Here is a 22,206-nt window from a genome sequence, read left to right on the forward strand (position 1 = left end):
CAATCCGAAAGCGATCAGCCCTGCGACGTGTCGCGGCCTGCGCGCTTGCGCTCGTGTTCCTTCAGGTAGCGCTTGCGCAGGCGCACGCTCTTGGGCGTGATTTCGACCAGCTCGTCGTCCTCGATGAATTCCACGCCGTATTCGAGCGTGAGTTCGATCGGAGGCGTGATCTTGATCGCGTCTTCCTTGCCCGAGACGCGGAAGTTCGTCAGCTGCTTGGTGCGCGTGGCATTTACCACCAGGTCGTTGTCGCGGCTGTGGATGCCGACGATCATGCCTTCGTACACCGGGTCGTTCGCCTTCACGAACATGCGGCCGCGATCGTCGAGCTTGCCCAGGGCGTAGGTGAAGATTTCACCGTCGTCCATGGAGATCAGCACGCCGTTCTTGCGGCTGCCGATCTCGCCCTTGTGCGGCTCGTAGCTGTCGAAGATGTTGCTGATGAGGCCCGAACCGCGCGTCAGGTTCAGGAACTCGTTCGTGAAACCGATCAGGCCACGCGCCGGAATGCGGTACTCGAGGCGCACGCGGCCGCGGCCGTCCGGTTCCATGTTGACGAGTTCGCCCTTGCGCTCGCCCAGTGCCTGCATCACGCCGCCCTGGTGCTGCTCTTCGATGTCGGCTGTGACCAGCTCGATGGGCTCGTGCTTTTCGCCGTTGACGTTGCGGAACACCACGCGCGGCTTCGACACGGCCATTTCATAGCCTTCGCGACGCATGTTTTCCAGCAGGATGGTCAGGTGCAGTTCGCCGCGGCCCATGACTTCGAAGACGCCCTCCTCGTCGGTCTCGTTCACGCGCAGCGCCACGTTGTGCTGCAGTTCTTTCTGCAGGCGGTCCCAGATCTGGCGGCTGGTGACATACTTGCCTTCGCGGCCGGCCAGCGGGCTGGTGTTGACGCAGAAATTCATGGTCAGGGTCGGCTCGTCGACCTTGAGCATCGGCAGTGGCGCCGGGTTGGCGGCGTCGGTCACGGTGACGCCGATGCCGATGTCTGCGATGCCGTTGATCAGCACGATCTCGCCGGGGCCGGCTTCGGTCGCCTGCACGCGGTCCAGGCCCTGGAACGTCAGCACCTGGTTGACGCGGCCCTTCACGGCCTTGCCATCCGGACCTTCCATCACGATCACGTCCGTCATCGGCTTCAGCGTGCCCTGGCTGATGCGGCCCACGCCGATGCGGCCGACGAAGGTCGAGAAGTCGAGCGCGGAAATCTGCAGTTGCAGCGGCGCGGCGGGGTCGCCCTTTTGCGACGGCACGTGCTTCAGGATGGTGTTGAACAGGGCCGACATGTCAGGGCCCCACTGCTCGCCCTGTGCGCCTTCTTCCAGCGACGACCAGCCGTTGATGCCCGAGGCGTACACCACGGGGAAGTCCAGCTGCTCGTCGGTTGCGCCGAGCTTGTCGAACAGGTCGAAGGCGGCATTGACCACCTTGTCGGGGTTCGCGCCGGGCTTGTCGACCTTGTTCACCACGAGGATAGGCTTCAGGCCCAGGGCCAGCGCCTTCTTGGTCACGAAGCGCGTCTGCGGCATCGGGCCTTCCTGTGCATCGATCAGCAGCACCACGCCGTCGACCATCGACAGCGCGCGCTCCACTTCACCGCCGAAGTCCGCGTGGCCCGGGGTGTCGACGATGTTGATGTGCGTGCCTTCCCAGGTCACGGCGCAGTTCTTGGCCAGGATCGTGATGCCACGTTCCTTTTCGATGGCATTGTTGTCCATCACCGTGTCGACCACTTTCTCGTGCTCGGCGAAGGTGCCGGACTGGCGCAGCAGTTGGTCGACCATCGTGGTCTTGCCATGGTCCACGTGGGCAATGATGGCGATATTGCGGATTTGGTTGGTACTCATGGTGTCGCTTCGATCTGTTGTGCGTTCAAAAGAATTTGCTGGATTTCGATGGGGTTCAGCAAGCGCCCCGGTATCAGTTCGCCGGCCGTGACGTGGGCCGTGCCGAGGAAGGCAGGTGGCTCGGTGCCGAACACGGCCACCTCGCTCGCATCGGCCCAACTGCCGCGGCGGCGCAGGCCCGAGAGAAAACGTGCCGAATCTTCCGCGCCGAGCGTGACGCGGCTGTGGCCGTCCACCAGAGCTTCGGCAGGCAGGAGCCGTGCCAGTCGCCCTTCTTCGTCCAAGGCTTCGAGCGCCTCGAGCGTGATGCACTGGGCTTCGACGAAGCCGCCAGTGGCGGTGCGGCGCAACGAGGTCAGGTGCGCACCGCAGCCCAGCGCCTCGCCGATGTCTTCGCCGAGGGTGCGGATGTAGGTGCCCTTGCTGACGGCGGCAAGAATGCGGATCGTGTTGTCATCGATGGCGGCGAGTTCGAGCTTGTGTATCACCACGTCGCGCGGCGCGCGCTCGACTTCGATGCCTTCGCGGGCGTACTCGTACAGCGCCTTGCCGTCTTTCTTGAGTGCGCTGTGCATCGGGGGCACCTGGCGGATCGGGCCTGTGAACTGCGCTTCCACGCGCGCCAGGTCTTCCGGCGTGACGTGCACGGGCCGCTCGGCGATCACGTCGCCTTCGGCATCGCCGGTCGCGGTCTTGACGCCCAGACGGGCCGTGGCCGCGTAGGTCTTGTCGGCGTCAAGGTGAAGTTGGCTGAATTTGGTGGCCGCGCCAAAGCACAGCGGCAGGACTCCCGTGGCGAGCGGATCGAGCGTGCCGGTATGGCCCGCCTTTTCGGCGCGCAGCAACCACTTGGCCTTCTGCAAGGCCTGGTTGCTGGAGAGTCCCAGCGGCTTGTCGAGCAACAACACCCCATGCACAGGGCGCCGCTGCACCCGTGTGCGTGGCGCGTTCATGGCTAGTCGTCTTTCGAACGCGAAGCGACGGCCTGCGCGATGAGCGCGTTCATGTCGGCTGCACGCTCGGTGGTGCGGTCGAACAGGAAGTGCAGCGTGGGCACGGTGTGGATATGCAGGCGCTTGAACAGGCCGTTGCGCAGGAATCCCGCGGCCTGGTTCAACGCTTCGGTGGTCTCGTCCACGTCGCCCGTGAGCAGGCTGAAGAAGACCTTCGCATGCGCATAGTCCGGCGTGACCTCGACCGCCTGGATCGTGACCATGCCCACGCGCGGGTCCTTCAACTCGCGCGCGATCAGCTCCGTCAGATCGCGCTGGATCTGGTCGGCAACCTTGAACGCGCGGTTGGGGGCGGCGGCTTTTCTTTTCGGCATGGACTCTCTCGCTTCGAACGCTTACAGCGTCCGGGCGATTTCCTTGATTTCGAAGAACTCGAGCTGATCGCCTTCCTTGATGTCGTTGTAGTTCTTGAGCTTGATACCGCACTCAAAACCTTCGCGGACTTCGCGGACATCGTCCTTCATGCGCTTGATCGAGTCGACTTCGCCGGTGTAGATCACCACGTTGTCGCGCAGCAGGCGGAAGTGCGCACTGCGGTTGACCGAGCCCGAGGTGATGTACGAACCCGCGACCGTACCGATCTTCGAGGCCACGAACACCGTGCGGATCTCGGCCGAGCCGATGATTTCCTCGCGGCGCTCCGGCGCCAGCATGCCCGACATCGCGACCTTGATCTCGTCCACGGCGTCGTAAATGATGCTGTAGTAGTTCAGCTGCACGCCGTTGCCTTCGGCCAGCTTGCGCGCACCGGCATCGGCACGCACGTTGAAGCCGATCACGACCGCCTTGGAGGCGATGGCGAGGTTGATGTCGCTTTCGCTGATACCACCCACGCCCGCGTACACCACCTGCACCTTGACCTCGTCCGTCGCCAGCTTGAGCAGCGATTGCGCCAGCGCTTCCTGCGAGCCCTGCACGTCGGCCTTGATGATGATGCGCAGCGTCTGCACTTCGCCGGCCGACAGGTCGGTGAACATGTTCTGCAGGTTCGCGGCTTGCGCCTTCGCCAGCTTGGTGTTGCGGAACTTGCCGGCACGGTAGGTGGCGATTTCGCGCGCACGGCGCTCGTCGCTCATCACCATGAACTCGTCGCCCGCCTGCGGCACTTCGGTCAGGCCCTGGATCTCGACCGGGATCGAGGGGCCCGCGGCCTTGGTCGACTTGCCGTCTTCGTCCAGCATGGCGCGAACGCGGCCGTAAGTCGAGCCGGCCAGCACCACGTCGCCGGTCTTGAGCGTGCCGGACTGCACCAGCACGGTGGCGACCGGGCCGCGGCCCTTGTCGAGCTGGGCTTCGATGACCAGGCCCTTGGCGGCGGCATCCACCGGCGCCTTGAGTTCCAGCACTTCGGCCTGCAGCAGCACCTGCTCGAGCAGGTCGTCGATGCCCTGGCCCGTCTTGGCGGACACCGGCACAAACGGCACGTCGCCGCCGTACTCTTCGGGCACGACCTCTTCGGCCACCAGTTCCTGCTTCACACGGTCCGGGCTGGCATCGGGCTTGTCGATCTTGTTGATCGCAACCACGATCGGCACACCTGCCGCCTTCGCGTGCTTGATGGCTTCCTTGGTCTGGGGCATGACGCCGTCGTCGGCCGCCACCACCAGGATCACGATGTCGGTGGCCTGCGCACCGCGGGCACGCATGGCCGTGAAGGCCTCGTGACCCGGGGTGTCGAGGAAGGACACCATGCCGCGTTCGGTTTGCACGTGGTACGCGCCGATGTGCTGCGTGATGCCGCCGGCTTCGCCCGCGGCGACCTTGGCGCGGCGGATGTAGTCGAGCAGCGAGGTCTTGCCGTGGTCGACGTGGCCCATGACGGTCACGACCGGTGCGCGCGGCAGGGCTTCGGCTGTTTGCGCCGACACGTCCTCGTCGGTGAAGGCTTCCGGGTCGTCCAGCGCGGCAACCACGGCGTTGTGACCCATGTCCTCCACGATGATCATCGCGGTGTCCTGATCGAGCGACTGGTTGATGGTCGCCATCATGCCAAGCTTCATCAGCTGCTTGATGACTTCCTGCGCCTTGACGGCCATCTTGTGCGCGAGCTCGGCCACGGTGATGGTTTCGGGCACGTGCACTTCGAGCACGCGTGCCTCGACCGGTGCGGCCGGTGCGTGCTGCTCGTCATGACCGCCACGGTCGTTGCCGCGACGCCCACGCGGGCCTCCGCGCCAATTGCCGCGACCGACGCCGCCGCTGGCATCGCCGCGGGTCTTGATTTCCTTCTTCTTGGCGGGATCGCCAGCCCAGCTCGACGAGAGCTTCGCTGACTTGACTTCCTTGCCGGCACCTGCGGCACCGGGTGCTGCTGCGGCGCCGGGCGCGGCAGGCGCGCCTGGGCGCGCTGCGGGTGCAGCCGGCTTGTGCAGCGTGCCCTTGACCGCGGCCTTCTCGGGCTGCGGCTTCTCGGGCGCCTTGTGCGGCACCAGCACGCGGGCCGGTGCGTTCATCATGGCGCGGATGGCTTCGGCTTCGGCAAGGGCCTTGCGGCGCCGCTCGTCGAGGTCCTTGGCGCGCGCAGCTTCCTCGTCGGCACGGGCCTTCGATTCGGCCGCAGCCTTGGCCTTCGCGTCTTCCTTGGCCTGCATCGCAGCGGTCTGCGCGGCGAGCTTGGTGTCGGCAGCCTGTTGCTCCGCGGCGGCGGCAGCAGCATCAGCCGCTGTCGCTGCGGGCGCTGGCGCCACGGCCGGCGCGGCGGCTGACCTGGCGGCAGCGTTCACTGCCGCGGCCTCCGCGATGGCGGCAGCCTTCTTTTCGGCGGCGATACGAGCGGCTTCCTGCTCGGCCTGTTCGGCGCGTTCGGCTTTTTCAGCCTGTTCGCGTTCACGTGCTTCGGTTTCTTCACGCAGGCGGCGCTTTTCCGCCAGCTCTTCTTCCTGGCGGCGGATCAGCTCGGCCTGGCGGCGCGCTTCTTCCTCGCGGCGGGCCAGTTCGGCTTCGTCTACGCGGGGTGCGGCCGGTGCGGCTGCCGGGGCTTCGGCGGCCTGCTGCGCGTGTTCGGGCGTGGCCGGATGGCCATCCTCGCGCTGGATGAAGGTGCGCTTCTTCCGCACCTCCACCTGGATGGTGCGGGCGCGGCCGGTGGCGTCGGCCTGCTTGATCTCGCTGGTCGATTTCTTGGTCAGCGTGATCTTCTTGCGCTCGGGCTCGACAGTGCCGTGGCTGGCCTTCAGATGGCCGAGCAGGCGCTGCTTGTCGGCCTCGGTGAGTGCATCGGTGGCGGCCGCTTTGGGCACGCCTGCGCTCTTGAGCTGGTCAAGCAAGGTTTCGGGAGTCTTCTTGAGCTCGTTCGCGAACTCGGCGACAGTGGTACTGGACATATTGGTTTCGTGCCTCCATGACCGTCACTCTTGGCCGGCGAACCAGTGTTCGCGGGCTTTCAAGATGAGGGCTTTGGCGTCATCGGCGCTCTGGCCGGTGATCTCGGTGAGTTCATCGACCGCGAGGTCGGCAAGGTCGTCACGGGTGTTCACACCCGCTTCGGTCAGCTTGGGAATCAGCTCGGGGTCCAGGCCTTCGAGATCGTGCAGGTCTTGCGACACTGCCGATTGGGGCTCGACACCCTCTTCCTTGGCGATTTCCATTGTCAGCAGCGCATCCTTGGCACGCGAGCGCAGCTCATTGATGGTGTCTTCGTCGAAGGCCTCGATCTCCAGCATTTCTGAGATCGGCACGTAGGCCACCTCTTCGAGGCTGTTGAAGCCTTCGGAAATGAGGATGTCGGCGATCTCTTCGTCGACGTCGAGCTTTTCCATGAAGAGCTTACGGCTGGCGTCGGTTTCGCTCGCCTGCTTCTGGGCCGACTCGTTGGCGTCCATGATGTTGATCTTCCAACCGGTGAGGTCGGAAGCCAGGCGCACGTTCTGGCCGCCGCGGCCAATGGCGATCGCGAGGTTTTCCTCGTCGACCACCACGTCCATGGCGTGCTTTTCTTCGTCCACCACGATGGACGACACGTTGGCCGGGGCCAGCGCACCGATCACGAACTGGGCCGGATCTTCGCTCCACAACACGATGTCCACGCGCTCGCCGGCGAGCTCGTTGGTCACGGCGTTGACGCGGGTACCGCGCACGCCGACGCAGGTGCCGATCGGATCGACGCGCTTGTCGTGCGAGAGCACGGCGATCTTGGCGCGCGAACCGGGGTCGCGGGCACAGCTCTTGATTTCGAGCAGGCCTTGTTCGATCTCGGGCACTTCCTGGCGGAACAGCTCGATCATGAACTCGGGGGCCGAGCGCGAAAGAATGATGGGCGCGCCGCGCAGCGTCAGGTCGACTTCCATGATCATGGCGCGCACGCGGTCGCCATTGCGCAGGTTTTCCTTGGCGATCATCTCGCTGCGGCGCAGGCGGCCTTCGACGCGGCCTGCCTCGACGATGATGTCGCCCTTGTCCAGGCGCTTGACGGTGCCCACGAAGATCTTGTCGCCGCGCGACATGAAGTCGTTGAGCAGCATCTCGCGCTCGGCATCGCGAATCTTCTGCAGGATGACCTGCTTGGCGGCCATGGCGCCGATGCGGCCGATCGGCACCGAGTCCACCGCTTCTTCGATGTACTCGCCGACTTCGATGTCCGACATTTCTTCCTTGGCTTCGAACAGGAGGATTTCCTGGTCGGGCAGCTGCAGGCCGGCCTCGTCGGGCACGACATGCCAACGGCGGAAGGTCTCGTAGTCGCCGCTGTCGCGATCGACCGCGACGCGGATGTCCACGTCGCCCTGATGGAGCTTCTTGGTGGCTTGCGCCAGCGCGGATTCGACCGCGCCGAAGACGACGTCACGCTCGACGTTCTTCTCGCGCGAGATCGCATCCACCAACATCAACATTTCGCGATTCATGCCACCACTCCTCTGGTCAGTCCGGAACCTGCGTTCCGTCGTCAATATCCGAAAAACCCGGTTGGGTTTTGGCCTTGCGGCCCTTGAAATCCACAATGGGTGCGAGCCGCGCGTCGCGCAGCTCGTCCAGCACGAAGCCCAGCGCCTGCAGCGTTGCGGGCGCGCGCTTCTTGCTCACTTTTTGACCTGGCTTGGGCTCCGGCGCATCGCTCCAGACGATTTGCCAGCCCTGGGCGCCAGCGGCACCCTCTACCTTTGCGACCCGCTCCAGCGTGCCGCGAAACTTCTTGCGGTTGGCCGACACCTGGCCCGCCGCTGCCGCGCCCATGGGCGCCTTGAGCGTAATGTCGATCACCTCGCCCACGAAACGCTCGAAATCCTGCTCATTGCGCAGCGGACGGTCAATACCCGGCGAGGACACCTCGAGCCGCTTGTAATCGACACCATCGACCTCGAGCGCGAATTGCAATTGGCGCGTCACCTTCTCGCAGTCCTCAACCGTCACGAAGGGCTCGGGCACACCGGCAGCCACAGCTTCGGAGGTGGGGGCCGTCCAGGGCAAATCAATCGTCACGCGCAGCAATCCCCCGGCCGAGCGCTCGATCTCGACCAGGTCATAGCCGAGACCGGCCACGGTTTGTTCCACTATTTGCTGCAATGCCACGTGTTCGAATGCGCCTTTTGAGTAACTGGATTCATGCCACCCGCCCGCCACGGATGCCAAATCGCCATGAGCTCAGCCATGAATGCTCAGCCCAGAATGCATAGACCAAAAAAAACGGGCGGTTGGTACCCGCCCGTTTGGTCGTGAGCCTCGAATTATATGCTATTTGTGCAATATATGAAGGGGCTTTGCCCCTCAATCGGCTATTGCGCGACGCGATTTAGACCAAACCAACGCAAACAGGACCGCACCGAGTGCCAGCGCCGCCGCCGCGACGAGCAGCGGCAACTGAAAAGACCCGGTTCGCTGGGCCAGCGGCGCCGCAAACAGCGGCCCGATGATCTGCCCTACCCCATAGGAAGCCGTTGCATAGCCGATCAGCCCGGCCGCCGCATTGCCTCGCAGACGACGGGCATCCCGCATGGCGAAAAGCGTGATGGCGGTGAACGGCATGCCCAGCAGCAGGCTGCCGAGCGCAAATCCGGCGATGCTCGGCCACGCCACCGACAGAACGACACCGAGCGCCTGCAGCGCGTAGGCGCCAGCCAGCAGCAGCCGATTGTCCCAATGCGTTGGCGCGCGGGCTCCGATCAACGCCCCCGGAATGATGGCCAGCCCGAACAGCGGCCAGAAGAAATCGGGCCAGGGCGACCCCGGCAGCGCCTGCCGGGCGATCACCGGCAGGAAGGTGGCAGTGATGATGTAGCCAAAACCGGCCAGGCCATAGAGCGCGACCAGCCAGATGGCGTCGCTGCGGTCGGCCGCCGATCCGGCTTCGCGGGCCGCGGCAGCAGGCGCCGGCGCAGCCCCGCCGCCGACCGGTGCCCGCTCGCCGTCGTCGAAAACCCGCCAGATCACCGCGACCAGCACGATTGCCAGAATGCCCAGGCCGATCCACCCCGCCTCGGAACCCCAGCGCCCCAGCACCCCGCCGAGCAGGCCGGTCATGGCGATGCCGATGCCCGGCCCGGTGTAGATCACCCCGGCCAGCGTTGGCGCGTTCGTTTCCGACAGGCGGCGCAACCCCCAGCCCGAGGCAAAGACAAAAACCCAGGCGCTCATCACGCCCGCCGCCGTACGCAGCACGCCCCAGCTGGTAAAGCTGTGCAGCAACCCCATGCCGATCAGCAGGGCCGCCGTGGCCGCCAATCCGCCGCGCACCATGCTCGAAGCCTTGATGCCGATGGCCGCGCAGCTCAGCGCGCCGAGGAAATAACCCAGGTAGTTGAGCGACGCCAGCACCCCGCCCGCCGCGAGTTCCAGTTTTCCCTCGTGCAGCATGATGGGCAGCATGGGCGTGAAGGCGAAGCGCCCCAGGCCCATCGCCACCGCAAGGGTGACCATGCAGGCCAGCGCCGCGCGCCAGGCGCCGCGCCGGTCGCGTCCGATTTCCGACATTTCCTGCAATCTCCGTTTATTCCAGCAGCGCGGCGGCCACCAGCTTTTTTGTGTAGGGGTGATCGGGCGCGTCGAGCACTCGCTCGACCGGCCCGGTTTCGAGAATGGCACCGTCCTTCATCACGATGACGTGGTGCGCCATGGCACGGATCACCTCGACGTCGTGCGTGATCAGCAGATAGCTCAGCCCCCGCTCGCGCTGCAGGCGCTGCAGCAGGCTCAGCACCTGCTTCTGGATCGTCACGTCGAGCGCGCTGGTCGGCTCGTCGAGCACCAACAGTTGCGGATCGACGATCAGCGCGCGGGCGATCGCCAGGCGCTGCCGCTGGCCGCCCGAGAACTCGTGCGGATAGCGGTCGAGCAGCGAGGGGAACTGGGCCTCCGTCAGCCCGACGTCGGCCAGTGCGGCGAGCGCGCGGGCGCGGCGCGCTCCGATGTCGAGTTCGGGTGCATGCACGCGCAACCCCTCGCCCACGATCTGCTCCACCGTCATGCGCGGCGACAGCGAAGAGAACGGGTCCTGGAACACTACCTGCATGACGCGGCGCAAGCCGAGATCGGAGGCGCGATCGACCGCCCAGCCCTTGCCCGCGACCTCCAGTGCACCCTGGTGCTTCAAGAGCCCCAGCGCCGCCAGCGCAAGCGTCGACTTGCCTGAACCCGATTCACCCACCACGCCCAGCGTCTCGCCCGGCACGATGCGGAAATCCGCGCCCTGCACCGCCACGAACTCGCCCTTTCGGAACCAGCCGGCGATGCCGGGCCTCGGCACGGGGTAGATCACGCGCAGGGCCTTCGCCTCGATCACGGGCGTTGCGTCGGCACGCGCGGCAACGGCCGCCACATTGCGCTGCGGATGGCTGTCGATCAGCTTGCGCGTATAGGGATGCTGCGGGGCATCGAACACCGGCGCCACGGCGCCATGCTCGACGACGTGGCCGTTCTCCATGACCACCACGCGATCGGCGAAACGACGCACCAGGTTCAGGTCGTGCGTGATGAGCAGCACGGCCATGCCGTACTTGCGCTGCAGATCGGCCAGCAGTTCCAGGATCTGCGCGCGCACCGTGACGTCGAGCGCGGTGGTCGGTTCGTCGGCCAGCAGCAGGCGCGGCTTGCAGGCGAGCGCCATCGCGATCATCGCGCGCTGGCGCTGGCCGCCCGAGAGTTGGTGCGGAAACGCCCTCGCCCGCCGCGCCGGCTCGGGAATACCGGTATCGGCCAGCAACTGGACAGCGGCCGCCTGCGCGGCGCGAGCCGACAGGCCCTCATGCAGTTCGAGCACCTCCGCGATCTGGTCGCCGACGCTGTAGAGCGCATTCAGCGCGGTCATCGGCTCCTGGAAGATCATTGCGATCTCCTTGCCGCGGATGCCGCGCAGTTGGCGCTCCGGAATTGACAGCAGGTCGCGCACGCCTTGCGGCGCTGCGCCACCGAAGAGCCTTGCGACGCCGGTGACATCGGCGTTCTGCACCAGCCGCAGCAGCGACAGCGCCGTGACCGTCTTGCCCGAGCCCGACTCGCCGACCAGCGCGAGCTTTTCGCCGGCGGCCATCTGGAAGTCGATGCCGTGCACGACCTCCTTGCCGCCGAACGCGACACGCAGGCCTTTCACGTCCAGCAGGGCCTGCTTGAGTTGCGGATCGTTCATCATTTGTCGGCCTTGCGCGGATCGAGTGCGTCGCGCAGCGCGTCGCCCATGAATGTCAGCAGCATCAGGGTGACGACGAGCACGCCGAAAGTCGATATCGAGATCCACCAGGCATCGATGTTGGCCTTGCCCTGGCTGAGCAGTTCGCCGAGCGACGGCGTGCCCGGCGGCACGCCCAAGCCCAGGAAGTCGAGCGAGGTCAGCGCCAGGATGGCCGCGCTCATGCGAAACGGCAGGAAAGTGACGACCGGCACCATGCTGTTGGGCAGGATGTGGCGCCACATGATCTGCAGGTTGCCGACGCCCAGAGCGCGCGCGGCGCGCACATAGTCCATCTGGCGGTTGCGCAGGAACTCCGCGCGCACGTAATCGGCCAGGCCCATCCAGCCGAACAGGCTCAGCAGGATGAGCAGCAGTGCCACGCTGGGAGCGAAGATCGCGCTGAAGATGATCAGCAGGTACAACTCCGGCATGGAGCCCCAGATTTCGATGAAACGCTGGAACGCGAGATCGGTCTTGCCGGCGAAGTAACCCTGCACGGCACCGGCGACCACGCCCAGCACCGTGCCGATGGCGGTGAGCGCCAGGCCGAACAGCACGCTCACGCGGAAACCATAGATGAGCTGCGCCAGCAAGTCGCGACCTCGGTCATCGGTGCCGAAGAAGTTCTCGGCCGACGGCACCGCCGGGTTTGGCTGCGACGCAAAGTAGTTCAATGTGCGTGGACCGTAGCGGTTTGGCGCGTAGATCGCCCAGTTGGAGCCATCGGTGATGCGCTTGCGGATGAAGGGATCGAGGTAGTCGGCAGGCGTCTCGAAGTCGCCACCGAAGGTTTTCTCGGAATAGTCGCGCAGCACGGGGAAATAGGTCTGGCCCTCGTAGCGAACAACCAGCGGCTTGTCGGTCGACAGGACTTCGGCGAACAGACTCAGCACGACAAGGATCGAGAAAACGACCAGGCTCCAGAACCCCAGCGGATTGCGGCGAAAGCGGCGCCAGGCACGACGACCCGGGCTCATGGAAACAACAGTGGCGCTAATCAAACTTGACCCTCGGATCGACCCAGACGTAGCAGAGATCTGAAATCAGCTTGGTGACCAGACCGATCAGCGTGAACAGATAGAGCGTGCCCAGCACGACCGGATAGTCGCGCCGGATCACGCTCTCGTAGCTCAGCAGGCCCAGCCCGTCGAGCGTGAATAGCGTCTCGATCAACAGCGAGCCCGTAAAGAATGCGCCGATGAAGGCCGACGGAAAGCCCGTGATGATCGGGATCAGCGCATTCCGGAACACGTGCTTCCAGAGCACCTGACGCTCCGACAGGCCCTTGGCGCGCGCCGTCAGCACGTATTGCTTGCGAATCTCTTCGAGGAAGGAATTCTTCGTCAACATTGCAGTGACCGCAAAGCTGCCGAGCACCATCGAGGTCACGGGCAACGCGATGTGCCAGAGATAGTCGACGATGCGTGCGCCCCAGTTCATGCTCTCCCAGTTGGGTGAGGTGAGCCCGCGCAGGGGAAACCATTGCAGTTGCCCGCCGAAGATCACGAGCAGCGCCACGCCCAGCACGAAACCCGGGATGGCATAACCGATCAGCACGATCAACGTGGTGACGAAGTCGAAACGCGATCCGGCGCGCACCGCCTTGGCCACACCCAGTGGCACCGCGATCAGGTAGCTGATGAAGAAGGTCCAGAGCCCGAGGCTGATCGACACCGGCATCTTCTCCTTCACGAGCTGCCACACGTCCTTGCGCTGATAGAAGCTGGTGCCCAGATCGAAGCGCGCGAACGACTTCAGCATGGTCCACAGGCGCTCGTGCGCGGGCTTGTCGAAGCCGTAGAGCTTCTTGATCTCCTCGATGCGCTGCGCGTCGAGGCCCTGCCGGCCGCGGTATCCAGCACCGCTCGAAGCAGCACGCTCGCCGCCCGAGTCGCGCCCCTGCAATTGCGCCACCATCTGCTCGACCGGACCACCCGGCACGAACTGGATCACGCCGAAGGTGATGATGAGCACGCCCAGCAGCGTCGGGATCATCAGCAGCAGGCGCTTGAGGATGTAGCTGAACATTCGGCTTTTTGGTTCCGTGTGGCGGGGCTACTTGTTGGCGGGCGACGCCCACCACGTGGAAAGCGCCCAGTCGCCGACATCGTAGTACGGCGGAATGGTCGGCGGCAGCCCGAACGGCGCCGGTCGGTAGCCGACCAGGAAAGCGCTGCCGTAATACTGGGGAATGGAGTAATAGCCATGGGACAGCACACGATCGAGCACGCGCATCGCCGTGGCCAGCTCGGGTCGCGTGGTAGCGGCGAGCACCTTGCCGATCACTGCATCGACGGCAGGATCCGCAATGCCCCAGACATTGGCCGAACCCGGTGTTTCGGCAGATTTCGCCCCGAACAGCTCGAGCAGTTCACCTCCCGGCGCTGTATTGCCGGGCAAGCGCGACGACGTCATCTCGAAGTCGAAGGTTTGCATACGCTGCTGCGCCAATGAAAAGTCGACCGTGCGAAACGTCATCTCGATGCCGAGCTTGCGCAGCGTGGCCTGCAGGGGCGTCACGACGCGGATCAGGCCCGGCTGGTCGTTCAGGAACTCGATGGTGAAGGCCTCGCCCTTCGCGTTGCGCAACGCGCCATCGCGATAGGTCCATCCGGCTTGCTCCAGCAGCGCACGAGCCCAGCGCAGGTTCTCGCGCAGGCTGCCCGGCGGCGCGGTGCTCGGCGGGATCGGGGCCGCCCCAAACACTTCGGGTCTGAGCTTGCCGCGCAGCGGCTCCATGAGCGCCAGCTCATCCGGCTTGGGCAGTCCTTCGGCGTGGAACTCACTGTTGGGGAAGTAGCCTTGCACGCGGGTGTAGATGCCATAGAACAGCTGTTTGTTGAGCCATTCGAAGTCGAACGCGAGGCCGATGGCTTGACGCACGCGCGGGTCCTTGAACTTGTCCTTGCGGATATTGAAGACGTAGCCCTGAAAGTCGCCTGGATTGTGGTTCTCGAAGGCACGCTTGACGATCTCACCGCTGTCGAACTGCTTGCCCTTGTATTGGCGCGCCCAGTTGCGCGAAGTGAATTCGCGCATGAAATCGAACTCGCCCGCCTTCAGGCCCTCGAAGCGCGCGGTCTCGTCGAGGTAGACCTTGTAGGTCACGCGATCGAAGTTGTAGAGGCCCTTGCGCACGGGCAGGTCGGCGCCCCAGTAGTCGGCGCGGCGCACATAGGTGATATCGCGCCCCATGCGATCGCTGGCAGGTTTGTAGGGGCCCGAGCCGATGGGGACCTCGGTGATGATCTGGTCGAAAGGCTTGCCGCCACCCCAGTTGCGGCTGAACACCGCCATGCCGCCGACGACCAACGGCAACTCGCGGTTGGGGCTCGCGAAATCGAAGCGCACCGTGCGATCACCGATGGCCGTGGCCTTTTTGACCTCTGCGTAGATGGTGCGGTATTGCGGCGAAGCGAGCGGGCCATTCAGTGTGTTGAACGAATACACCACGTCGGCCGCAAGCACCGAGGAGCCGTCGTTGAAGCGTGCCTTGGGATTGATGCGAAATGTGGCCGAGAGCCGGTCCGGTGCCACCTCGACGTCCTCGGCCAGAAGTCCGTAGGCGGTCGTCGGTTCTTCGGAATTGCCCGTCAGCAGACTTTCGATCATCAAGGACCCGACGCCCGAGGGCGAGGTCCCACGCAGCGTAAAGGGATTGAACTTATCGAAGTTGGTGGGCCGGGTGGGCGGCACCAGCCGCATTTCGCCGCCCTTGGGGGCGTCGGGGTTCACATAGTCGAAGTGAGTGAAACCCGGGGGATATTTGATGTCGCCAAATTGGGCGTACGCATGCGCGGCCCACGAGGGAGCCGCCGAGAGAGCCAACACAACCGGAAGCAGCCAACCTCGCATGCGAGAATTCTGCCCAAGATTTTCACGAGGCAACTTCATGGGCTTTCTTTCCGGCAAAAAACTGTTGATCACCGGCGTGTTGAGCAATCGCTCCATTGCATATGGCATTGCCAAGGCCTGCCATGAGCAGGGCGCGGAGCTCGCCTTCAGCTATGTCGGCGAGCGATTCAAGGACCGTATCACCGAATATGCCGCAGACTTCGGCTCGAAGCTGATTTTCGATTGCGACGTGGGCGACGACGCGCAGATCGACAAGCTCTTCGCCGACCTCGCACAGACCTGGCCGAAGTTCGACGGCTTCGTGCACAGCATCGGCTTCGCGCCGCGCGAGTCCATCGCGGGCGACTTCCTCGACGGGCTCTCGCGTGAAGGATTCAAGATCGCGCACGACATCAGCGCCTACAGCTTTCCGGCCATGGCCAAGTCGGCCCTGCCCTACCTCAACGACAAGTCGTCCCTGCTCACGCTGACCTACCTGGGCGCCGAGCGTGCGCTGCCCAACTACAACACCATGGGCTTGGCCAAGGCCTCGCTCGAAGCTTCGGTGCGCTACACGGCCGCCTCGCTCGGCCCGAAGGGCATGCGCGTCAACGGTATCAGCGCGGGCCCCATCAAGACGCTGGCGGCCAGCGGGATCAAGGGCTTCGGCAAGATGCTGGCGGCGGTAGCCGACGCCTCGCCGATCCGCCGCAACGTGACCATCGAGGAAGTCGGCAACGTGGCCGCTTTCCTGCTGAGCGACCTGGCCAGCGGCGTGACTGCCGAGATCACCTATGTGGACGGCGGCTTCAGCAACGTCGTCGGCGGGATGGCCGAGTAGTCCTGCGCCAAACCCCGGCACGGCTGCCAAACGGCCCTGCTGCGCAACCCATTTCACACATCGTGCTGAATCGACGCTCCTTGCTGCTTGCCGCTTTCGGCGTGATCGTCGCGCCCTCCGCATTCGCGCGCGAGGCAGCGCCCTCGCTGATGCTGGCCGACGTCTACCGCCCCGGCATGTCGCTGAACGACTACTGGGTCAGCGAGAAGTACGACGGCGTGCGCGGCTACTGGGACGGCAAGCAGCTCTGGACGCGCGGCGGCGAGCGGATCATGGCGCCCGCATGGTTCACCGCCCCGCTGCCCAGGCAGCCGCTCGATGGCGAGCTGTGGGCCGGACGCGGCCGCTTCGCCCATGCGATGTCGACAGTGCGCAGCCAGACACCCAACGATGTCGCATGGCACGAGATGCGCTTCATGGTGTTCGACCTGCCCGCCCAGGGCGGCGACTTCACGACGCGGCTGGCCGCGCTGCGCAACCTGCTTCCCGTCACCGACGCTCCGTGGGTGGTGCCGGTGCCGCAGCAGCGCGCGACCACGCATGCAGAGCTGCAGGCGCTGCTCGACAAGACAATCAAGATGGGCGGAGAGGGGTTGATGCTCCACCGCGGCAGTTCCCGGTACCGCGGTGAGCGCAACAGCGACCTGCTGAAGGTCAAGCCCTATGAAGACGCCGAGGCCCGCGTGATCGAGTACGTGGCCGGCAAGGGCCGGCACAGCGCCCGGCTCGGCGCGCTGGTGGTCGAGACGTCCGCCGGCAAGCGCTTCAAGCTCGGCACCGGACTGACCGATGCCGAACGGGAGAACCCACCCGCCATCGGCAGTTGGGTGACCTACCGCTACAACGGCACCACCGCCAAGGGCCTGCCCCGCTTCGCGCGCTTCATGCGCGTTCGCGAGGGCTGACCACCCCTCGAACGACTTCGGCCGCGCCCTACTTCGCTTCCTTGACGCAGTCCGCGTAGTAGCGCTTTTTGCCCGTCTCGTCGATGCGCGCCACGAGGCCGTGGATGTCGGTCTCGAAGCCCGGGCACTGCGTATTGAACTCGCGCGAGAACTTGAGGTAGTCGACGATCTTCTTGTTGAACACTTCGCCAGGAATCAGCAGCGGAATGCCCGGCGGGTACGGCGTGATCAAGCTGGTGGTGATTCGGCCTTCGAGCTCGTCGATCTCCACGCGCTCGGTCTTGCGGTGCGCGATGTGGGCGAAGGCGTCGCTGGGCTTCATGGCCGGCGTCAGGTCGCTCAGGTACATCTCGGTCGTGAGGCGCGCCACGTCGAAACGCGCGTACAGCTGGTGGATGTGCTGGCACAGGTCGCGCAGGCCGAGGCGTTCGTAGCCCGGGTGTTGCTGGCAGAACTCGGGCAGGATGCGCCACATCGGCTGGTTGCGCGCGTAGTCGTCCTTGAACTGCTGCAACGCCGTGAGCAACGTGTTCCAGCGGCCCTTGGTGATGCCGATGGTGAACATGATGAAGAAGCTGTAGAGGCCCGTCTTCTCCACGATCACACCGTGCTCGGCGAGGAACTTGGTCACCACGCTCGCGGGAATGCCGGTCTCGGCGAAGTTGCCTTCGAGGTCGAGGCCCGGCGTGACGATGGTCGACTTGATCGGGTCGAGCATGTTGAAACCGTCGGCCAGCTCGCCGAATCCGTGCCAGTTGCGCGGCGACTTCTTGTTCTTCGGCTTGCCGCTCTTCTCCCCCTGCATGATCCAGTCTTCTGCGCGGCCGATGCCCTCGTCGACGAGCTTCTCGGGGCCCCAGACCTTGAACCACCACTCGTCCTTGCCGAACTCTTCTTCCACCTTGCGCATGGCGCGGCGGAAGTCCAGCGCTTCGAGGATGCTCTCTTCCACCAGTGCGGTGCCACCGGGTGGCTCCATCATGGCGGCGGCCACGTCGCAGCTCGCGATGATCGCGTACTGCGGGCTGGTCGACGAGTGCATCAGGTAGGCCTCGTTGAACAGGTCGCGGTCGAGCTGGCGGTTTTGCGAGTCCTGCACCAGCACGTGGCTGGCCTGGCTGATGCCGGCCAGCAGCTTGTGGGTGGATTGCGTAGCGAACACCAGCGATTCCTTCGGCCGCACGCGGCGCTTGCCCATCGCGTGGTAGGCACCATAGAACGGGTGGAAGGCCGCGTGCGGCAGCCACGCTTCGTCGAAATGCAGCGTGTCGACGTAGCCGTCGAGCATGTTCTTGATGGTCTCGGTGTTGTAGATCACGCCGTCGTAGGTCGATTGCGTGAGCGTCATCACGCGCGGCTTGACCTTGTCGGCGTCCACGTCGGCCAGCAGCGGATTGGCCTTGATCTTGGCCTTGATGGCGCTCTGCTCGAACTCGCTCTTCGGAATGGGGCCGATGATGCCGAAGTGGTTGCGCGTGGGCTTCATGAACACCGGGATCGCGCCGGTCATGATGATCGCGTGCAGGATCGACTTGTGGCAGTTGCGGTCGACCACCACCACGTCGCCCGGGGCCACCGTGTGGTGCCACACCATCTTGTTGCTGGTGCTGGTGCCGTTGGTCACGAAGAAGCAGTGGTCGGCATTGAAGATGCGCGCCGCGTTGCGCTCGCTGGCCGCCACCGGGCCAGTGTGGTCGAGCAGCTGGCCGAGTTCTTCCACCGCGTTGCAGACGTCGGCGCGCAGCATGTTCTCGCCGAAGAACTGGTGAAACATCTGGCCCACCGGGCTCTTCAGGAACGCCACGCCGCCCGAGTGACCCGGGCAGTGCCACGAGTAGGAGCCGTCTTCCGCGTAGTCGATGAGCGCCTTGAAGAACGGCGGCTGCACGCTCTCGAGGTAGCTCTTGGCCTCGCGGATGATGTGGCGCGCCACGAATTCCGGCGTGTCCTCGAACATGTGGATGAAGCCGTGCAGTTCGCGCAGGATGTCGTTCGGGATGTGGCGCGATGTCTTGGTCTCGCCGTAGATGTAGATCGGCACGTCGGCGTTCTTGCGCCGCACTTCGCCGATGAAGTTGCGCAGGTTCAGCACGGCCGGATCGAGGTCGGGGCCGATGGTGAATTCCTCGTCGTCGATCGACAGGATGAAGGCGCTGGCCCGGCTTTGCTGCTGTGCGAACTGGCTCAGGTCACCGTAGCTCGTGACGCCCAGCACCTCGAAGCCCTCCGTCTCGATGGCCTGCGCGAGCGCGCGGATGCCGAGGCCCGAGGTGTTCTCGGAGCGGAAGTCCTCGTCGATGATGACGATGGGAAAGCGGAATTTCATGAGCGGGGCTCCGGACAGGCAGACAGACAGGCAATGAGGCGAGGCGCGAAGTGTACGGAATTCGGATGACGAATCTGGTCAGGCTCGTGCAAGCCATTCGGGCCCGTCCGGCAAGGCCCATTCCTCCGGCTGCGGCGCAGTACCCCTACCCAGGGCAAGCGCTTGGGGCATATGCCTCAGAATGGCGCGCATCGAACAAGGAAAAGAGGAGTTGAAATGGCGAATTCCACCGTCTGGTGGCTGATTGCGGGGGCCGCCATCGTGGTCGAGTTGCTTTCGGGCACCGTCTACCTTTTGCTGCTGGCCGCAGGCTTTGCAGCCGCGGCGATCTCGGCGCACCTGGGCTTCGGCACCGTCACCCAGCTGATCGTGGCCTCGGTGATCGGCGTGGGGGCCGTGCTCACCTGGTACTCGATCCAGCGCAAGCGCCCTCCTGCCCCGCCCACCGAAGCCAACCGCGACGTGAACCTCGACATCGGCGAGAGCGTGCAGGTCGATGCGTGGAATGCCGACGGCACGGCGATCGTGCGCTACCGCGGCGCGCAGTGGACCGTGATCCAGCGCGCGGGCCGCACACCGTCGACCGGCGAGCACCGGGTGGTCGAGGTGATCGGCAGCCGGCTCGTCGTCGACAAGGTCTAGTCACAGTCCATAGAACTCAGAAAAAGGAAGCGCACCATGGAATTTTCGGTCCCTCTCATCATCCTGGTCATCGCGATCATCTTCATCAGCCAGTCGGTCAAGTTCGTGCCGCAGCAGAACGCCTGGGTGCGCGAGCGCCTGGGCAAGTACCACGGCACCATGACGCCCGGCCCCAACTTCCTGATTCCGTTCATCGACCGGGTGGCCTACAAGCACAGCCTGAAGGAAATCCCGCTCGACGTGCCGAGCCAGATCTGCATCACGCGCGACAACACGCAGCTGCAGGTCGACGGCATCCTGTACTTCCAGGTGACCGATCCGATGCGCGCGAGCTACGGTTCGTCGAACTACATCGTGGCCGTGACGCAGCTCGCGCAGACCTCGCTGCGCAGCGTGATCGGCAAGCTGGAGCTCGACAAGACCTTCGAGGAGCGCGACGTGATCAACGCCCAGGTGGTGGCCGCGATCGACGAGGCCGCGCTCAACTGGGGCGTGAAGGTGCTGCGCTACGAAATCAAGGACCTGACGCCGCCGAAGGAAATCTTGCTGGCCATGCAGGCGCAGATCACGGCCGAGCGCGGCAAGCGCGCGCTGATTGCGGCCTCCGAAGGCCGCCGCCAGGAGCAGATCAACATCGCCACCGGCGAACGCGAGGCCTTCATTGCCCGCTCCGAGGGCGAAAAGCAGGCGCAGATTAACAACGCACAGGGTGAAGCCGCCGCCATCACCGCGGTGGCCACCGCAACGGCAGACGCCATCGAACGCGTGGCAGCGGCCATCCGCCAGCCCGGCGGCGAGCAGGCCGTGCAGCTCAAGGTGGCCGAGCGCGCCGTCGACGCCTACGGCAAGGTGGCGGCCGATTCCAAGACCACGCTGATCGTGCCGAGCAACATGACCGAGACCGCCGCGCTCATCGCTTCGGCGATGCGCATGGTCCAGGCAGGCAAGCCGTCGAATCCGGCCTGAACTGACTGCTACAATCGTGGGCTCAGGAGCGGTGGATGAGCGGTTTAAGTCGCACGCCTGGAAAGCGTGTGAGGGTTAATAGCCCTCCGCGGGTTCGAATCCCGCCTGCTCCGCCAGAGATCGATTGTTCGTAACCGTTCACGAACATCAGACAACGCAAGAAGCCCAAGTTGCCACAAGCACTTGGGCTTTTTTGTCGTCCGGCTCACCAAGCAGTGCGTTGCTTTGCAACAACTGGATATCACCTGCCGGATCCTTTCATCTGGCGCTACGATCCGAATGTTTTAGTTTCAAAGCCTGCAAAGGAGCCTCGATGGCTGGACAACGAAAAAACGCGCCGCGCGGCAGGACCCCACTGGACCGCACCCTGGAAAAAAGCGAGCAGGTGGCTGCCGACGTGCAGCGGGCATCGGACAACCTCGCCGTGGTGAACACGGTACTCGAACAGGAGTTGCCCGAAGAAGTGCAGGTCGGCGAAGTGGCACAGGCCATCGAGCACACGAGCCAGCTGGAAGAAAAGCTGGCCAAGTCCGCCGAGAAGCTGGCTGAGGTCAACGCCGCACTGAGCGAGGAGATCGAGAAGCGCCTCGAAGCGGCGGCGGAGCGCGACGAAAGCCAGGCGCTGGCCAAGAAGCCCAAGGCAGAGATCCGCGCCGACGGCGACGACTGACCCCGGATTCGGCCACCGGCACTCCGTCCGTATCCTTTCTCCTACGCCGCGGCAACGCCAGGCACGCTACGCTATTCGTTCTCAAAGCGAAACCACGGCATGGCCCTCATCACGTTCCTCGTCGAGGACAACAAGACCATCAGGGATAACCTGGTCCCGGCACTCGAGGATTTGGTCAATGGCCGTGTGGTCGGCTTCGCCGAAACCGAGACAGAGGCCCTTGCATGGCTCGAGGTGCATCCCGACGGCTGGCAGCTCCTGATCGTCGACCTCTTCCTGAAGGAAGGTTCCGGCCTCGGCGTTCTGGGCGGCTGCAGGAACCGCAAGCCCAGCCAACGGGTGGTGGTGCTCAGCAACTACGTGACGGCCGACATACGCGCGCGTTGCATGGCTCTGGGTGCAGACGCGGTGTTCGACAAGTCGCGCGATCTCGACGCTTTCATCGAGTACTGCAACGCCAATCGCCCTTCAGGTCTTGCACCGCTCTGAACCGCGCCTGAAGCAGCCATGAAAAAAGGGCCCGAGGGCCCTTTTTCTTCTTGCGGACAACCGCGAAGGTT

General features: G+C 64.7%; 18 protein-coding genes and 1 tRNA gene. 7 read left to right on the forward strand and 12 right to left on the reverse strand.

The window, feature by feature from the left end:
- Positions 1-14: 14 nt before the first annotated feature.
- The 11 genes from typA to ACEN9N_RS10595 all read right to left on the reverse strand — a co-directional run bounded on the left by typA (position 15) and on the right by ACEN9N_RS10595 (position 15,317).
- Positions 15-1,853, reverse strand: a complete 1,839-nt coding sequence (gene typA, locus ACEN9N_RS10545; RefSeq protein ID WP_007832252.1) for a translational GTPase TypA — start codon at positions 1,851-1,853, stop codon at positions 15-17.
- On the reverse strand, positions 1,850-2,806 hold the full coding sequence (truB, locus tag ACEN9N_RS10550; RefSeq protein ID WP_413311699.1) for a tRNA pseudouridine(55) synthase TruB: 957 nt from the start codon (positions 2,804-2,806) through the stop codon (positions 1,850-1,852). The genes typA and truB overlap by 4 nt, the downstream gene beginning before the upstream one ends.
- Positions 2,807-2,808: 2 nt before the next feature.
- Complete coding sequence (rbfA, locus tag ACEN9N_RS10555) at positions 2,809-3,180, reverse strand: 30S ribosome-binding factor RbfA (RefSeq protein WP_007832256.1); 372 nt, start codon at positions 3,178-3,180, stop codon at positions 2,809-2,811.
- A gap of 21 nt (positions 3,181-3,201) precedes the next feature.
- On the reverse strand, positions 3,202-6,189 hold the full coding sequence (infB, locus tag ACEN9N_RS10560) for a translation initiation factor IF-2 (protein ID WP_413331717.1): 2,988 nt from the start codon (positions 6,187-6,189) through the stop codon (positions 3,202-3,204).
- A 24-nt stretch (positions 6,190-6,213) separates the two neighbouring features.
- Positions 6,214-7,707 (reverse strand): transcription termination factor NusA, encoded by a 1,494-nt coding sequence (nusA, locus tag ACEN9N_RS10565; protein ID WP_056596656.1) that lies wholly within the window; start codon positions 7,705-7,707, stop codon positions 6,214-6,216.
- A gap of 16 nt (positions 7,708-7,723) precedes the next feature.
- Complete coding sequence (rimP, locus tag ACEN9N_RS10570; RefSeq protein ID WP_042673195.1) at positions 7,724-8,371, reverse strand: ribosome maturation factor RimP; 648 nt, start codon at positions 8,369-8,371, stop codon at positions 7,724-7,726.
- A gap of 195 nt (positions 8,372-8,566) precedes the next feature.
- On the reverse strand, positions 8,567-9,769 hold the full coding sequence (locus ACEN9N_RS10575; protein ID WP_007832268.1) for a YbfB/YjiJ family MFS transporter: 1,203 nt from the start codon (positions 9,767-9,769) through the stop codon (positions 8,567-8,569).
- A gap of 16 nt (positions 9,770-9,785) precedes the next feature.
- On the reverse strand, positions 9,786-11,423 hold the full coding sequence (locus ACEN9N_RS10580) for an ABC transporter ATP-binding protein (protein WP_495656035.1): 1,638 nt from the start codon (positions 11,421-11,423) through the stop codon (positions 9,786-9,788).
- Positions 11,420-12,439: an ABC transporter permease gene (locus tag ACEN9N_RS10585; protein WP_495656036.1), complete on the reverse strand. Its 1,020-nt coding sequence runs from the start codon at positions 12,437-12,439 to the stop codon at positions 11,420-11,422. Before ACEN9N_RS10585 ends, ACEN9N_RS10580 begins: the two co-directional genes overlap by 4 nt.
- Positions 12,440-12,455: 16 nt before the next feature.
- On the reverse strand, positions 12,456-13,490 hold the full coding sequence (locus ACEN9N_RS10590; protein WP_413311690.1) for a microcin C ABC transporter permease YejB: 1,035 nt from the start codon (positions 13,488-13,490) through the stop codon (positions 12,456-12,458).
- Positions 13,491-13,517: 27 nt separating this feature from the next.
- Positions 13,518-15,317 carry an extracellular solute-binding protein gene (locus tag ACEN9N_RS10595; RefSeq protein WP_495656370.1) on the reverse strand — a complete coding sequence of 600 codons (1,800 nt, stop codon included), beginning with the start codon at positions 15,315-15,317 and terminating at the stop codon, positions 13,518-13,520.
- A 37-nt stretch (positions 15,318-15,354) separates the two neighbouring features.
- Between ACEN9N_RS10595 and fabI the strand changes: the two genes are divergently transcribed.
- A complete protein-coding gene (fabI, locus tag ACEN9N_RS10600; RefSeq protein WP_413311688.1) occupies positions 15,355-16,137 on the forward strand; it encodes an enoyl-ACP reductase FabI in 783 nt (260 codons plus the stop codon).
- 62 nt (positions 16,138-16,199) lie between these two features.
- Positions 16,200-17,042, forward strand: a complete 843-nt coding sequence (locus ACEN9N_RS10605) for a DNA ligase (RefSeq protein WP_495656037.1) — start codon at positions 16,200-16,202, stop codon at positions 17,040-17,042.
- A gap of 28 nt (positions 17,043-17,070) precedes the next feature.
- Here the strand turns inward: ACEN9N_RS10605 and ACEN9N_RS10610 are convergent, their stop codons facing one another.
- Positions 17,071-19,368: an Orn/Lys/Arg family decarboxylase gene (locus tag ACEN9N_RS10610; RefSeq protein ID WP_413311685.1), complete on the reverse strand. Its 2,298-nt coding sequence runs from the start codon at positions 19,366-19,368 to the stop codon at positions 17,071-17,073.
- 216 nt (positions 19,369-19,584) lie between these two features.
- Here ACEN9N_RS10610 and ACEN9N_RS10615 point away from each other — a divergent pair, with 216 nt between their 5' ends.
- The 5 genes from ACEN9N_RS10615 (at position 19,585) to ACEN9N_RS10635 (ending at position 22,135) form a co-directional block, all read left to right on the forward strand.
- The gene (locus tag ACEN9N_RS10615; protein ID WP_495656038.1) at positions 19,585-20,010 is read left to right on the forward strand and encodes an NfeD family protein; all 426 of its coding nucleotides are present in this window, start codon (positions 19,585-19,587) and stop codon (positions 20,008-20,010) included.
- Between the two features lie 36 nt (positions 20,011-20,046).
- Positions 20,047-20,976, forward strand: a complete 930-nt coding sequence (locus ACEN9N_RS10620) for an SPFH domain-containing protein (protein WP_007832284.1) — start codon at positions 20,047-20,049, stop codon at positions 20,974-20,976.
- Between the two features lie 25 nt (positions 20,977-21,001).
- Positions 21,002-21,092, forward strand: a tRNA-Ser gene (locus ACEN9N_RS10625).
- Between the two features lie 197 nt (positions 21,093-21,289).
- A complete protein-coding gene (locus ACEN9N_RS10630; protein WP_413311681.1) occupies positions 21,290-21,646 on the forward strand; it encodes a hypothetical protein in 357 nt (118 codons plus the stop codon).
- Positions 21,647-21,745: 99 nt separating this feature from the next.
- Entirely contained in the window at positions 21,746-22,135 is a 390-nt protein-coding gene (locus ACEN9N_RS10635; RefSeq protein ID WP_413311679.1) for a response regulator, read from the forward strand.
- The last annotated feature ends 71 nt before the right edge of the window (positions 22,136-22,206 follow it).

The sequence above is a fragment of the Variovorax sp. Varisp46 genome (assembly GCF_059491885.1).